The sequence below is a fragment of the uncultured Treponema sp. genome, from assembly GCF_934725225.1.
In the GTDB taxonomy this organism is placed as follows: Bacteria; Spirochaetota; Spirochaetia; order Treponematales; family Treponemataceae; genus Treponema_D.
The window spans coordinates 255,385-268,085 of record NZ_CAKVAM010000004.1 but is presented as its reverse complement, the minus strand read 5'-3'; the positions used below and the strand labels follow the sequence as shown (position 1 = coordinate 268,085).

Annotated in this window: 18 protein-coding genes; 12 read left to right on the top strand and 6 right to left on the bottom strand. The window is 43.3% G+C overall.

Annotation, left to right across the window (positions count from 1 at the left end; all coding sequences use genetic code 11):
• Positions 1–46: 46 nt before the first annotated feature.
• Entirely contained in the window at positions 47–508 is a 462-nt protein-coding gene (locus Q0H92_RS08115; protein ID WP_296013703.1) for a GyrI-like domain-containing protein, read from the bottom strand.
• Between the two features lie 123 nt (positions 509–631).
• Here Q0H92_RS08115 and Q0H92_RS08110 point away from each other — a divergent pair, with 123 nt between their 5' ends.
• From Q0H92_RS08110 to Q0H92_RS08100, 3 genes are all read left to right on the top strand, one after another.
• Positions 632–1,519 carry an omptin family outer membrane protease gene (locus Q0H92_RS08110; RefSeq protein ID WP_296013702.1) on the top strand — a complete coding sequence of 296 codons (888 nt, stop codon included), beginning with the start codon at positions 632–634 and terminating at the stop codon, positions 1,517–1,519.
• A 9-nt stretch (positions 1,520–1,528) separates the two neighbouring features.
• Entirely contained in the window at positions 1,529–2,470 is a 942-nt protein-coding gene (locus tag Q0H92_RS08105) for a YafY family protein (RefSeq protein ID WP_296013701.1), read from the top strand.
• Between the two features lie 175 nt (positions 2,471–2,645).
• A complete protein-coding gene (locus tag Q0H92_RS08100) occupies positions 2,646–3,455 on the top strand; it encodes a M48 family metallopeptidase (RefSeq protein ID WP_296013700.1) in 810 nt (269 codons plus the stop codon).
• A gap of 57 nt (positions 3,456–3,512) precedes the next feature.
• Here the strand turns inward: Q0H92_RS08100 and Q0H92_RS08095 are convergent, their stop codons facing one another.
• The gene (locus Q0H92_RS08095; protein WP_296013698.1) at positions 3,513–4,613 is read right to left on the bottom strand and encodes a 5-methyltetrahydropteroyltriglutamate--homocysteine S-methyltransferase; all 1,101 of its coding nucleotides are present in this window, start codon (positions 4,611–4,613) and stop codon (positions 3,513–3,515) included.
• A gap of 132 nt (positions 4,614–4,745) precedes the next feature.
• Between Q0H92_RS08095 and Q0H92_RS08090 the strand changes: the two genes are divergently transcribed.
• From Q0H92_RS08090 to Q0H92_RS08050, 9 genes are all read left to right on the top strand, one after another.
• Positions 4,746–5,642: a LysR family transcriptional regulator gene (locus tag Q0H92_RS08090; protein WP_296013697.1), complete on the top strand. Its 897-nt coding sequence runs from the start codon at positions 4,746–4,748 to the stop codon at positions 5,640–5,642.
• Positions 5,643–6,041: 399 nt separating this feature from the next.
• Positions 6,042–6,668: a TetR/AcrR family transcriptional regulator gene (locus tag Q0H92_RS08085; protein WP_296013696.1), complete on the top strand. Its 627-nt coding sequence runs from the start codon at positions 6,042–6,044 to the stop codon at positions 6,666–6,668.
• A gap of 11 nt (positions 6,669–6,679) precedes the next feature.
• The gene (locus tag Q0H92_RS08080; protein WP_296013695.1) at positions 6,680–7,216 is read left to right on the top strand and encodes a flavodoxin family protein; all 537 of its coding nucleotides are present in this window, start codon (positions 6,680–6,682) and stop codon (positions 7,214–7,216) included.
• 36 nt (positions 7,217–7,252) lie between these two features.
• Positions 7,253–7,675, top strand: coding sequence for a cytidine deaminase (locus Q0H92_RS08075; protein WP_296013694.1), 423 nt, complete (start codon positions 7,253–7,255; stop codon positions 7,673–7,675).
• A 29-nt stretch (positions 7,676–7,704) separates the two neighbouring features.
• Positions 7,705–8,337: a GyrI-like domain-containing protein gene (locus tag Q0H92_RS08070; RefSeq protein ID WP_296013693.1), complete on the top strand. Its 633-nt coding sequence runs from the start codon at positions 7,705–7,707 to the stop codon at positions 8,335–8,337.
• A 105-nt stretch (positions 8,338–8,442) separates the two neighbouring features.
• The gene (locus Q0H92_RS08065) at positions 8,443–8,691 is read left to right on the top strand and encodes a hypothetical protein (protein ID WP_296013692.1); all 249 of its coding nucleotides are present in this window, start codon (positions 8,443–8,445) and stop codon (positions 8,689–8,691) included.
• 52 nt (positions 8,692–8,743) lie between these two features.
• Complete coding sequence (locus tag Q0H92_RS08060) at positions 8,744–9,292, top strand: flavodoxin family protein (protein ID WP_296013691.1); 549 nt, start codon at positions 8,744–8,746, stop codon at positions 9,290–9,292.
• Between the two features lie 31 nt (positions 9,293–9,323).
• Positions 9,324–9,707, top strand: a complete 384-nt coding sequence (locus Q0H92_RS08055; RefSeq protein WP_296013690.1) for a VOC family protein — start codon at positions 9,324–9,326, stop codon at positions 9,705–9,707.
• A gap of 13 nt (positions 9,708–9,720) precedes the next feature.
• Positions 9,721–10,575 carry an aminoglycoside 6-adenylyltransferase gene (locus Q0H92_RS08050; protein WP_296013689.1) on the top strand — a complete coding sequence of 285 codons (855 nt, stop codon included), beginning with the start codon at positions 9,721–9,723 and terminating at the stop codon, positions 10,573–10,575.
• 167 nt (positions 10,576–10,742) lie between these two features.
• On the opposite strand, the gene Q0H92_RS08045 is transcribed toward Q0H92_RS08050, so the two are convergent.
• The 4 genes from Q0H92_RS08045 to Q0H92_RS08030 all read right to left on the bottom strand — a co-directional run bounded on the left by Q0H92_RS08045 (position 10,743) and on the right by Q0H92_RS08030 (position 12,590).
• Positions 10,743–11,285, bottom strand: coding sequence for a GNAT family N-acetyltransferase (locus Q0H92_RS08045; protein ID WP_296013688.1), 543 nt, complete (start codon positions 11,283–11,285; stop codon positions 10,743–10,745).
• Between the two features lie 84 nt (positions 11,286–11,369).
• A complete protein-coding gene (locus tag Q0H92_RS08040) occupies positions 11,370–11,804 on the bottom strand; it encodes a PIN domain-containing protein (protein ID WP_296013687.1) in 435 nt (144 codons plus the stop codon).
• Entirely contained in the window at positions 11,791–12,006 is a 216-nt protein-coding gene (locus tag Q0H92_RS08035; RefSeq protein ID WP_296013686.1) for a hypothetical protein, read from the bottom strand. Before Q0H92_RS08035 ends, Q0H92_RS08040 begins: the two co-directional genes overlap by 14 nt.
• A gap of 260 nt (positions 12,007–12,266) precedes the next feature.
• Complete coding sequence (locus tag Q0H92_RS08030) at positions 12,267–12,590, bottom strand: TfoX/Sxy family protein (RefSeq protein WP_296013685.1); 324 nt, start codon at positions 12,588–12,590, stop codon at positions 12,267–12,269.
• Between the last annotated feature and the right edge of the window lie 111 nt (positions 12,591–12,701).

Below are 12,701 nucleotides of genomic sequence, written 5' to 3'. Positions count from 1 at the left end.
AATCTGTTTATGGGATGAGAACAAACCAAATAATGACAGGCTGAAATTATTTTATTGCAACGTAAATATAAATTGTTCCTGTTTTTCCGTCGCAGTCTTCCTGATATTCTTCAAAGTCGCCAGTGAATGTGCGTTCAAGCGGAGTGTTCCAAATTTCAGCCCAGGCTTTGCCAACGTCTTTTGCAACGTCGCCTTTCACCGTGAACTTTGCATATTTTCCGTTTGGAATTTGCTTTACAGTGAAATTTTTTTCATTTGCATCTTCTGCTGATTCATTTGAAATTTGAACTCCCACAAGAACTGTGTAATCCTGTTCCGTCGGCATTCCGTAGTCGCAGTAAAGTCCCACTGCTTTTTGATTTGTTCTGCCCATGAACTTTGACTGCACGCTTCCAAGTTTCTGCCAAAGCCCGCCAATTTTTTGCGTCATATCCGGCGCGCTGTTTGATGTTACTTCTGTAAGTCCTGCGAATGTCATTTGCGGCAATTCTACGATTTCGTATTTCATGTTTTCTCCATTGAAAAAAAATTATGCTTGAATTATAAAACGCTTAATATGACAACAGTATGTCATGTTTTGTTTTAAATTGCATTTATTTTTTTTTTCTTAAATGCTATGATGAAAATGTCCGTGAAAAAAAAATTTGTCTTTGCTTTGTTTATTTTATTTTTCTCTTGCTTAAAGTTCAGCGCTGAAACTTTTTCACTTGCGGCTTCCGTTGGTTTTCAGTCTGGAAAAGTTCAGGAATATGTTTATGATTCTGGCGATGTTCTTAGCCGTCTTGATTGGAAAACTGATTTTATTCCTGTTGCGGATATTTCTTCTAGACTGAATTTTTTTCACGTTGTTACTGACATTGATTTTCTTTGCGCCTTGCCGATAAAGTATGGAACGATTGAAGACCGGGACTGGCTTGGCGAAGATAAAACAAGAGTTACAAATTTTTCAAAGCACAATCTTTCAGTTGAAAGAAAATTTGAAGTTGAAGCAAAAAGCGGATATGAATTTATTTTTGAAAAAATAAAACTTGTTCCGCAGATTGGCTTGCGTTATCGCAATCAAAAGTTCAAAGCGCACGACGGATATTATCAGTATGCGGATTATGAAAGTGGAGAGTATTTGAACGGTTCAATTGAAAGAAAAAAAATTAATGGAACTGGACTTTCTTACGAGCAGCAGTTTGTACTTCCGTTTATTTCTCTTGAAGCTGAATCTAAAATTTTTTCTAGCTGGGTTCTGGTTTTAAACTGGAGGTGCTATCCTTATATTTATTGCTTTGCGGTTGACAGACATTATTTTAGAAATGCGGATTTCCGCGATGCAATGTACGGCTCTGGATTTTTGCTTGGCGCGGAATTGCGTTACAAATATTTTTCAATTCTTGTTGATTACGAATTTCTTGAATGCAAAAACGGAACGTCAGAATATAAGGAAGACGGAAAATCCGCAGTAAAGCTTTATACTGTGCCGGGAATAAAATCTTCTGTTGTTTCTGTTATGGCGCGGTATAGATTTTAAAATAAAAATATGTCGCAGAAAAATCTTTTTGAACTCGTTTACATTCTCTTGGATAAAAAATCTGTAACTGCAAAAAATCTTGCGGAACATTTTGGTGTTTCTGAAAGAACAATTTTGCGTTGGGCAGAATCTTTGGCGGAAGCGGGAGTTCCCATTTATTCTACGCAAGGAAGATACGGCGGATTTGCGATTGCAGAAAATTATGTGCTGGACAAAACTATTTTTACTGATGAAGAAAAATGTTCTGTTGTTTCAAGTTTGAAGGCTGTTGCAAAACTTTCAGGCAACGAGCATTCTTGCAAAAATTCTGCGGAAAAAACTGCGGTGCAAAAACTCAGCAAGTTTGCTGAAAAAAATACTGACTGGCTTGAGATTGATTTTTCTCCATGGAATCCGCAGGGAAAAAATATCAACGAAATATTTAACAAACTTAAAAATGCCATAATAGAAAAACAGCAAGTTGAGTTTGATTATTTTTCACTTAACAAAAAAACTGAGCATAGAACTGTTCAGCCTTGGAAAATTGTGTTCCGCGGTGTTGGCTGGTATTTTTATGGCTGGTGCAATGTGCGTTGCGCTCCAAGATATTTTAAACTGAATAGAATTTGCAATTTAAAAGTGTTGAACAAAAAAGTTTTTATGGAAGAAAAAGAATTTGAAACTGAACAGAAAAATTCTTATAGTGCGGAAAAAGAAATTCCTCTGGTTGAAATTGTTATTCAAGTTTCAGACAGCGAGCTTTATAGAATCCTTGATGAATTTGCGGTTTGCAAAGTTGAAAAATTTTCTTCAGAAAGTTCAATTGTAAAATTCAATGCACCGGAAGTCGGCTGGCTTGTTCCATTTCTTTTGTCATTTGGTTCAGCTATAAAAATAATTTTTCCTGAAAAAATAAAAGGGCAGTTTTCTCTTGAAGTAAAAAAAATGTCAGCACTATTAAATGAAAAATAAAAATTCAATTGAAGAAGATAAAAATATTTGTATAATAAATTTTAGTTTATACATAAGGTTGAATATAGAGTTTTATAAATTAATGTCATTATCGGACTTGACCCGATAATCTATTTAAAAGTTATACTAGATTCCCGCGTCATTGCACGGGAATGACAGTTAAACAGGTGTTTTTATGAAAAATTTTTTGCGGATTTTATTTTCATCTTTTGTTTTAGTTTTGTTTTTTGGATGCATGACGACAACGACTTCAGCAGGAAATGTCGGCGCGGACAGAAATCAGCTTATGATTGTTTCCGAAGCGCAGATGGAGCAAAGCGCGAATGAATCTTATGCTCAGGTTATTGCTGAAGCAAAAAAATCCGGCACGCTGAATGTTGATGCTACGACTGTTGCCCGCGTAAGAAATGTTGCAAAAAATTTAATTTTACAAGTTGGAGCTTTTAGGGAAGACGCGCTTTCTTGGAACTGGCAGGTGAATGTAATCAGCGATAGCACTGTAAATGCTTGGTGTATGCCCGGCGGAAAAATTGTTGTGTACACTGGAATTATCCAAAGCCTCAATCTGACAGATGCGCAGCTTGCCGCTGTAATGGGACACGAAATTGCGCATGCGCTTAGGGAACATAGCCGTGAGCAGGCTAGCAGCGAAACTTTGAAGAATGCTGGAATCGCAGTCGTTTCTTCTGTTGCAGGACTTAATGAAACTGGAAACTCTTTGCTTGGACTTGCGGCTCAATATACTTTAACTCTTCCATTTTCACGTTCGCACGAAACAGAAGCGGATCACATTGGAACAGAACTTATGGCACGCGCTGGATACGATCCTAATGAAGCTGTTGCAGTTTGGGAAAAAATGTCTGCGCTCGGCGGAAGCCAAGTTCCAGAAATTATGAGCACTCATCCTTCCAACACAAGCCGTATAAAAGATTTAACTGAAATTTCTAAAAAAGTTTATCCGCTTTACGAAGCTGCAATAAAGTAAAATTTAAATGAAAATTGCCGGAACAAGTCCGGCAATAGTTTTTTTATTACTTAATATTTATTTCCAGACTTCTTCTGCAATTTTGCGGACAAGCGCGATTTTTGCCCACTGCTCTTCCTCTGTAAGCTTGTTTCCAATCTCGCACGAGGCAAATCCGCACTGAGGGCTGAGATAAAGTCTTTCAAGCGGAATATATTTTTCGGCTTCTCTTATGCGGGCAATCACAGCGTTTTTGTCTTCAAGCACTGGAGATTTTGTTGTAATAAGGCCGAGAACGACTTTCTTTTCTTTGCTGACTTTCGCAAGCGGAGCAAATCCGCCCGATCGCGCGTCATCATATTCAAGATAAAGGCTGCTCACGTTCTCTTTCGCAAAAACGTAGTCCGCAACTGTGTCGTAAGGGCCGCTTGTAAAATACGTAGAATGATAGTTTCCGCGGCAGATATGCGTGTTGATTGTCATATCGCTTGGCTTTTCCGCAAGCGCAAGATTGTTCACTTTCAAAAGCTGCTCTTTAACTTCTTTCAGGCTTCCGAGCTTTTCGTATCTTTGGGCAGCCGCATTTCCAACAACCGCGCCCCAAGTGCAGTCGTCAAGCTGGAGAGTGCGGCAGCCGGCATCGTAAAACTGCTTAATCACACTGCGGTAAGCATTTGCAATGTCCTCGATAAGCTCGTCGTTTGTCGGATAGATTTTTCTTGTCGCCTCAAAGTTTTTCGGAATATTAAGCTGCTGCAGGAACTGCGCTGGAGCCGGAATCGTCTGCTTTGCCTCGAATCCGTCGCTTTCAAGGCTTTTCACGAATTTAAAGTCTTCCACAAACGGATGCGCCTTTGCGGAAATCTTTCCAGTGATAAAAGTGTCCTCAAGGTCTGCAATCTCGCCGTTAAAAGGAACACCGCCGCCTTCTTTTTTATGCTCCACGCCGTTGAATCCCCAGAAAAAGTCAAGATGCCAGAACTTTCGGTTGTACTCGCCATCAGTGATGTACGGAAGCCCAGCTTTTTTCTGCTTCTCAATCAGTTTTTTTATCTCTTCCTTTTTGATTGCGTCAAAATCAGCCGCTGAAATATCGCCTTTCTCAAACGAAGCGCGCGCCTTTTTCAAGCTTTCCGGGCGAAGAAAACTGCCCACAACATCAAATCTTTTTTCTGCCATAAATTCCTCCAGAAGTTCTGTTTTTTGTTTTTCTTGACGAAAATATAGCCGATTAAAGAAATCGTGAAAAATACTAATTTTATGCGGTTTGATATAGATTTAAACTATAATGAAAGATTAAAATAAGGCGAAATGACACTACAGCAGCTAAAATACGCGGTTACAGTCGCCGAGTGCAGGACAATTTCAAAAGCGGCGGAAAAAGTCTTTATCTCGCAGCCGAGCCTCACAGCCTCAATCAGGCAGCTTGAAGACGAAATGAACGTGAAAATCTTCTCGCGAACAAACAAGGGAATTGAAATCACAAAAGACGGCGAGATTTTTTTGTCCTACGCGCGGCAGGTTCTTGAACAGGCAGACTTGCTCGAGGAAAAATTCACAGGAAAGCGAAGCGCGAATCCGTTTTTCAGCGTTTCTTGCCAGCACTACTCGTTCGCGGTGAATGCTTTTGTTGACGTAATCAAAGAATTCAAAGGAGAAAAATACAATTTCACGCTACGGGAAACCCAGACTTTTGAAATCATCGATGACGTTTCGCGCCTAAAAAGTGAAGTGGGAATTCTCTACACGGACTCAAAAAACGAGGAGATAATCGGAAAACTTCTTAAGAAAAACGAGCTTGAATTCTCCGAGCTTTTTACGGCAGAACCTCACGTTTTCATAAGCGATAAAAATCCGCTCTGCAAAAAAAGCCGAATCACCCTGAAAGACCTTGCGCCTTTTCCTTATCTCGTGTTTGAGCAGGGCGAGCACAGCTCCTTTTATTTTTCGGAAGAGCCTTACCCCGCGATTGACCACGAAAAAACAATCATGGTGCGGGACCGAGCGACTCTCTTTAATCTTCTGATTGGACTTGACGGATTTACAGTAAGCTCAGGCGTAATCGACGAGGAGCTGAACGGCGAGCATATAATATCGCGGCCGCTAGAACTGGACGAGAAAATGAGAATTGGAATAATCACAAAGAAAAACGTGATTCTTTCAAGATACGCGGCAAAATATATTGAGGCGGTGAGGAAATATATTTGAGAGGGATGCGGGATGAGGGAAGTGGGACATGGGAAGAGGAATACGGGGGATTAATGTTTTCTGAAAGTATAAAGTTTTTTGGAACGTTACGATGACGTTTGGAGAAAATGTTTGCGGACAAAGAACGTTAAAATAACGTTTTGAAAAATTACACTCGAACGGCAAACGTTACGGTAACGCAAGGAGAAAACAAGCAAATTCGGTAAACGTTATTTTAACGCTGGCGGAAATCAGATGTTGCCGAAGAAAATCAAAATAACGTTCGTCAAAAGTGCGCCAGTTCACGGAACGTTACGATGATGCAATATGAAATCAATTGAAGATGAAACATTTCCGTTTGACAACCTATTAGTCGGTCGGGTATATTGTCAGTGATATTTTTATTCAGGAAAATTCACGATGGCGGAAAAAGGTAACACAAAGCAGGTGATTATGGCGGCGGCGCTGGATTTGTTTTCGGTGCAGGGCTACGAGGCGACTTCCATGCAGCAGATTGCGGAAGCGGTGGGAATCCGTAAGCCTTCTCTTTACAGCCACTTTGTGGGCAAGCAGGAAATTCTTGACGCGCTTGTGCTGACGACAATCGAGCAGTACGAAAAACATTCGCTTTTTGCTCAGGCGGACTGGAACAATCCCGATTTTACCGCAGGCAAGCAGAACATTACAGAAAACGACGTTCTCCAGATGATTCTGAAACATTTCCGCTACATTGTCCACGATCCGCAAATCAGCAAGTCGCGAAAAATGCTTACAATCGAGCAGTTTCAAAATCCTACGCTCAAGGAGCTTCAGACCAAGCAGAATTACACGGATGTTATGCGATATTTTACCGGGCTTGTGAAATTTCTTATCAGCCGGAAAAAACTTTTCGGAAGCGACGTTGAAATTATGGCGGCTCAACTTTGTCTTCCGATTTCCGTTTGGATAAACCTTTGCGACCGTGAACCTAAACGCGAGGGTGAAATTGTCGATCTGATTGAAAAGCACGTCCGTCAGTTTTTTAAGATTTACGGAAATAAAAAGTGAGAGAGGCTAAAATGAGCAGAATTCTTGTATTGAACGGAAGCGTGCGCAGAGACGGAAACACGAATCTTCTTGCGCAGTCATTTGCAGAAGGCGCGCGGAAAAACAACAGCGTGGAAATTGTCTCGGTGGCGGATTTCAAGGTGAATCCGTGCATAGGCTGCAACTCGTGCTTTAAACGAGAGGGAAACGCCTGCTTCCAGAACGACGATATGACAAAGATTTACAAAAAACTCAAAAACACGGACATCCTCGTGATTGCCTCGCCGGTTTATTTCTACGGAATCAGTGCGCAGCTTAAAGCCGTGATTGACCGCCTGCACACTCCGATGCGCGATTCGTTTCCGATAAAAAAACTCGCTCTGATTCTGGTCGGTGCCGCAAGCCTGCCTGAAATGTTCGACGCGGTAAAAACGCAGTACCGGCTTGCGCTGAATTTCTTTGGCCTTGAGGACGCGGGAACAGTTCTTGTGCGCGGCGCAAAGGAAAAAGGCGACGTAAAAAACACGGACGGACTGAAAGAGGCTTACAACCTCGGAAGCTCGATGTGAAAATCAGCGGAAATAAAAATTACGAAGGAACAAAACATGACTGAAACAAAAAACGACATCTGGGAAAAACTTTACAATGCGGCGAAAAAAGTTCAGAATGCGCGGACTGTCTCGCCTTTTATCGAGGCCGGAGGAGTTGCGGCTGCGATTCTCACAAAGGGCGGAAACATTTATGTCGGCGTCTGCATCGACACGGCAAGCACGCTCGGAATGTGCGCGGAACGGAACGCGATTGCAAACATGATTACGAACGGAGAAAGTCAGATTGAAAAGCTCGTCGCCATAACTCCCGACGGAAAAGTTGGTTCACCGTGCGGAGCGTGCCGCGAATACATGATGCAGCTCGACAAAGATAGCGGTGAAATCGAAATCCTCGTAGACTACGAAACGCGAAAAACTGTCCGCCTGAAGGAACTGATTCCCGACTGGTGGGGAAAGTCCCGGTTTGAGGGAGAATAAATTTTTTACGAGGAGATAATACAAGGAAAATGGCTTTTGACTTCAAAAAGGAATACAAGGAATTTTATCTGCCTAAAGGCAAGCCGGAAATCGTAAATGTTCCGCGCATGAACTATGTTGCGGTCCGCGGCAAGGGAAACCCGAACGAGGAAGGCGGCGCGTACAAGGAGGCAATCGGCGTTTTGTACGCTGTAGCCTACACGCTCAAAATGAGCTACAAGAGCGACTACAAAATTGACGGATTCTTTGAATATGTCGTGCCTCCGCTTGAAGGCTTCTGGTGGCAGGACGGAAGGCGCGGCGTGGACTATTCGCGGAAGGAGAATTTCAACTGGATTTCGCTCATCAGGCTGCCTGATTTTGTCACGAAGGAAAATTTTGACTGGGCGGTAAAAACTGCAAGCCGCAAGAAAAAACTTGACTGCTCGGCTGCGGAATATCTTACGGTTGACGAGGGACTTTGCGTCCAAGTCATGCACACAGGAAGCTACGATGACGAGCCTGCGACAATTGCGCTGATGGATTCATTTCTGGCGCAGAACGGCTACGAAAACGACTTTGGCGAAAACCGTTTCCACCACGAAATCTATCTTTCCGACCCAAGAAAAACCTCCGCGGACAAACTAAAAACTGTAATCAGGCATCCGGTCAGGAAAATGTAGAACTTGACTGAGATTATCAACCGGGTTTGCTTCGCAAACGTCGCGGGTCAAGCACGACAAAGACAAGCTTAGGGCTTTGCATACCTGACGGTATGCAGCGAGATTTTGCTGTCGCAAAACTCGGTTATTTTACGTGTGCGCTTATGCGCACGTCCTAAGCTAAAGCTTAGGGCATGGAACACTGGCGAAGGTTGTTTGAACAACCGAAGCCAAAGACCGCAGCCGTGCGATTTGCACAGCGAGGACTTAGAGCGGACAGCGAAGTGCGGAACGCCCGAAGGCGGAGGCGGAGTAAAACGAAGCCGCAGCCGGAAGCCCCTTATAAAAACTGAAAGAAAGGCAATCCGCTATTGACAAAATCTAACACAATTAGTTTAATATGCGAAAATATTCGGGAGAAATTAAAATGAAAATTCTTGTAATCAACTGCAGCCCGGTAAAAAACGGTGCGACTGCGCAAATCGTGAAGATGGTTTGTGATTTTTGCAAAAAAGGCAACGAAGTCCGCGCGGTTTGCATTGACGACTACGAGATAAAATTGTGCCGGGGCTGCCGGAAATGCCACGAGCGCGCGGAATGCTCAATTTTGGACGACACAAAAAAACTGATGGCGGAATACGAATGGGCGGACAGAATCGTTTCCGTTTCGCCGTCGTACTGGGCGGACATTCCGGGGCAGTTCAAGGTTTTTATTGACAGATGCACTCCCTGGTGCAACACCCACGAGCCGCACGTAAAAATCTCAGGCGGCAAAAAAGGCTACACAATCGCGCTTAGAACCGGACCGTCAATGCCGGAATGCGAAAAAATAATCGGCAGCATCGAGCATTTCTACGGACATCTTGAAATCGAAGCGAGCGGAAAACTCGGACTTTGCAAAGTTGAACACAAGGAAGATGTCGCGGCACGCACGGAGGAAATCCAGGAATTCTGCGAGGGGATTTGCTGCGACTGAAAAAAGTAAAACCAACCACAAATGAGGCATTATGAAAATTGAACACGTTGCACTTTATGTGAATGATTTGGAAGGCGCACGGATGTTTTTTGAAAAATATTTTTGTGCAAAATCAGGCGAGCTTTATCACAACAGAACATCCGGCTTCAAGTCGTATTTTCTGACATTTGACGGCGGAGCAAGGCTTGAGATTATGACGCGGCCAGAAATTCAGGACGTTGAGAAAAATCCTTTGAGCGCAGGCTACGCCCATGTCGCCTTCAGCGTGGGAAGCAAAGAGGCAGTTGACGCTCTTACCGAAAAACTGAAAGCTGACGGCTACAAGGTTTCAAGCGGTCCCAGAACAACCGGCGACGGCTACTACGAAAGCTGCATTGTCGGAATTGAAGGAAATATGATTGAAATCACGGAATAAAAAGGAAAGAAGAATGAACTCCACCACAACCACACAAGACAAATATCACGAAATCAAACGGCGGCTTCTTCTGCTTGCGGAAAAACGCGCGGAAATAAAGGCGGTTGTCGCAATCGGCTCGTCAACAAGAAGCGATGTTCCGGCGGACGAGTATTCCGACCTTGACCTTATAATCGCGACAGACGACACGGAATCCTGGCTTTACGGAAATCTTCCGGCGGAACTTGGCGACGTGAAAGTTTCGTTTGTTGAACCGACTCTTGGCGGCGGAATGGAGCGGCGAGTTCTGTTCGACGGCTATCTTGATGTGGATATGATTGTTTTTACGGCCGGGCAGTTTTTGAACGCGGTGAACGACGGAACTGCAAGCTGGGTGATGAACAGAGGCTATGCCGTGCTGCACGACAGAATCGGGGCGGCGGAACTTTTGAAGCAAAAAATCACTTTGGAAATTCACAAGAGTGATTTTTCCGAAAGTGAATTTCAGAACCTTGCGAGCAACTTTTACTTTCACACGGTATGGGCGGCAAAAAAACTTCTGCGCGGCGAGCTTTGGTCTGCCAAAATGTGCCTTGACTCGTACCTGAAAAATCTTCTGCTCAAAGTGCTGGAAGTCCAGGCCGCAACAAAAAATCACGCTGATGTCTGGCACGACGGAAGATTCCTTGACCGCTGGGCGGACGAAGAAATCCGCATGGAACTGAAAAACTGCTTTGCCCGTTACGACAAGGACGACATGAAAAACGCGCTGAAATCGACTCACAGGCTTTTTGCCAAAATCGCCAAAGAAACCGCCGCACTAAAAAACTTCGCGTACCCGGACGAAGCGGAAAAGTTTTCAAAAGAATTTCTGGAAGAAAAGTTGTAGAGTAATTTACGGCGGCTTGCACAAGAATGATATGAAACCAGCCTGTCATTGCCGTGCTTTCTTTCTCTGTCATTGTTGCATTCGCCACTGTGTTGTCATTGTCGGATTTGTATTTTTCTTATCATTGTCGGACTTGATCCGACAATTCCCCTAAATAAGATTTAAACTTATTTGCAAATTTCTTCCCAATGCTCTTTTGTCATTACGGTTGTGTGTCCGACGCGCACTTCATTCAAAAGAGGGACTGAAACTTCGTCGCAGGTATGGTGAAAGACGAATCCCAGTTTTTCCTGTACGCGTTTTGATTTTTTGTTTCCGTCGTAATATCCGCACCAGACGGTTTTCATGCCGAGTTCCTCAAATGCACGTCGCAAAAGTTCTCCGGCGGCTTCGGGCATGTAGCCTCTTCCCCAAAACGGTTGTGCGAGCCAGTAGCCAAGCTCACATTCGTCGTCGCGTTCGGTCATGTCGGTGTGTCCGTTCAGTTTTAGTTCCACCGAGCCGATTGCGATGTTGCTTTCCTTTTCGCAGATTGCGTAACATTCCGCTCCGTTCAGCACATTCTTGATTATGCCCTTGCTTTCTTCCATGCTTTTGTGAGGAGGCCAGCCGGCAATCGGTCCCACTTCAGGATTTTTCGCATATTCAAAAAGGCTTTCTGCGTCAGATTCTGTCCATTTTCGCAATATCAGTCTTTGTGTTTTCAGCATTTTTTTCACCTCTTTTCATTTCTTCGATTTTTTCAAACGCAACCGTTTTGTTTTTCATCGAGATTTTCGCGACTTTTATCAGCATTAAAGATAAAAACCGGAAATACTGTCCATTGTCAAAACCTCAATGTCCTTTATTTGTTTAAGCTGTTTGTCATTGGTTATGAATTTTGAGCAGCCAGAAATTTTTGTTGTCGCCAAATGAATTGCGTCCAAGGCTTTGAATCCTGTATATACTGAGCGAATTTTTGCGGCTTCAAAAGCAAGCTGCTTATCAACAGGAATTACGGCAATTCCCATTCCGTCTAAAAATGTATTGAACGCAGTTACGGAATTTTTGTCATCGTGAGCAAGCGGATAAACACAATACTCTTCAACCGTCACGGCGGAAGTTACGAGCGGAATATTTTTGCTGTAGCAGGACATAAAGAAATGGCGGATTTTTTCAAAATACAAATCGCTTTTTTCCAGATAATAAATAAAAGGTGCTGTATCAAGATAGAATTTAGAATCTGTCATTATCGCGAAGTTCCCTTATATGTTCGTCCGCATGATTCGCCCTGTCAGTGTGCTTAACGAGGCTGTCAAAAACGAAATTTTCTTTGCCGGAATAATAATTTTTTTTGTACTGCTCAACAATATTCCCGATTACAACGGAAATTTCATCAAGACATTCCGCCGGGGCGGACTTTATCTGTTCCAAAACTGTTTCATAAGACATTTTTGCCTCCGTCTTGTTCATTATAACACGATTTTCCCCGAAATTACAGTTCCGCTTAATTTCCGGTTTTTTCAAATGCAACCGTTTTGTTTTTCATCGAGATTTTCGCGACTTTCCAGCCGAACTCTTCAAGCTCCTTTTTATAGGTCAAGAACGAATGGTCGAGCGGCGCTCCAGCGATTTTTGCGATTTCGTCAAAGGTCAGGCTGAAAGATTCCGTTCCGTTTTCTTCTATATAATTCCAAAGTTTTCGTATTTGCTCATTTTGATTTCCTCTTCTTAGGAACTGGCGTAACCTTTTCCAGAATCGGAATAACTTTGTCCAGAAGCTCGCGGTTTTCGATGTCGAGGATAAAATGCTCCTTTGCGCCGTCGTAAGGAAATCCGCATTCCGCGCTGAATTCCTTCATAATCGGCTCGGTTTCCGCAAGCTTTTTCACAAAAACCGTGTTGTCGCACACAAGAAGAACCGGTTTTTCGTTCAGGTACGCCATATATTCGCCGAACATCTTGCGGTTTCGCACCTCGCCGTATTGTTCAATCTGCTCGCACACAAAATCAATGTATTCTTTGGTTGTCGCCATTTTTGTTTCCTCTTAATTTTTTTTTGCTTCCGGCTGCGGCTTCGTTTTACTCCGCCTCCGCCGTCGGGCGTTCCGCACTTCGCTAACGCTCATCCTCCGCACTCGCTCCAC

Bases quoted from the DNA above. Each gene is read 5' to 3' on its own strand.
- Q0H92_RS08115 (WP_296013703.1), bottom strand. From the start codon at position 508: ATGAAATACGAAATCGTAGAATTGCCGCAAATGACATTCGCAGGACTT.
- Q0H92_RS08105 (WP_296013701.1), top strand. From the start codon at position 1,529: ATGTCGCAGAAAAATCTTTTTGAACTCGTTTACATTCTCTTGGATAAA.
- Q0H92_RS08100 (WP_296013700.1), top strand. From the start codon at position 2,646: ATGAAAAATTTTTTGCGGATTTTATTTTCATCTTTTGTTTTAGTTTTG.
- Q0H92_RS08095 (WP_296013698.1), bottom strand. From the start codon at position 4,613: ATGGCAGAAAAAAGATTTGATGTTGTGGGCAGTTTTCTTCGCCCGGAA.
- Q0H92_RS08090 (WP_296013697.1), top strand. From the start codon at position 4,746: ATGACACTACAGCAGCTAAAATACGCGGTTACAGTCGCCGAGTGCAGG.
- Q0H92_RS08085 (WP_296013696.1), top strand. From the start codon at position 6,042: ATGGCGGAAAAAGGTAACACAAAGCAGGTGATTATGGCGGCGGCGCTG.
- Q0H92_RS08080 (WP_296013695.1), top strand. From the start codon at position 6,680: ATGAGCAGAATTCTTGTATTGAACGGAAGCGTGCGCAGAGACGGAAAC.
- Q0H92_RS08075 (WP_296013694.1), top strand. From the start codon at position 7,253: ATGACTGAAACAAAAAACGACATCTGGGAAAAACTTTACAATGCGGCG.
- Q0H92_RS08070 (WP_296013693.1), top strand. From the start codon at position 7,705: ATGGCTTTTGACTTCAAAAAGGAATACAAGGAATTTTATCTGCCTAAA.
- Q0H92_RS08060 (WP_296013691.1), top strand. From the start codon at position 8,744: ATGAAAATTCTTGTAATCAACTGCAGCCCGGTAAAAAACGGTGCGACT.
- Q0H92_RS08055 (WP_296013690.1), top strand. From the start codon at position 9,324: ATGAAAATTGAACACGTTGCACTTTATGTGAATGATTTGGAAGGCGCA.
- Q0H92_RS08050 (WP_296013689.1), top strand. From the start codon at position 9,721: ATGAACTCCACCACAACCACACAAGACAAATATCACGAAATCAAACGG.
- Q0H92_RS08045 (WP_296013688.1), bottom strand. From the start codon at position 11,285: ATGCTGAAAACACAAAGACTGATATTGCGAAAATGGACAGAATCTGAC.
- Q0H92_RS08040 (WP_296013687.1), bottom strand. From the start codon at position 11,804: ATGACAGATTCTAAATTCTATCTTGATACAGCACCTTTTATTTATTAT.
- Q0H92_RS08035 (WP_296013686.1), bottom strand. From the start codon at position 12,006: ATGTCTTATGAAACAGTTTTGGAACAGATAAAGTCCGCCCCGGCGGAA.
- Q0H92_RS08030 (WP_296013685.1), bottom strand. From the start codon at position 12,590: ATGGCGACAACCAAAGAATACATTGATTTTGTGTGCGAGCAGATTGAA.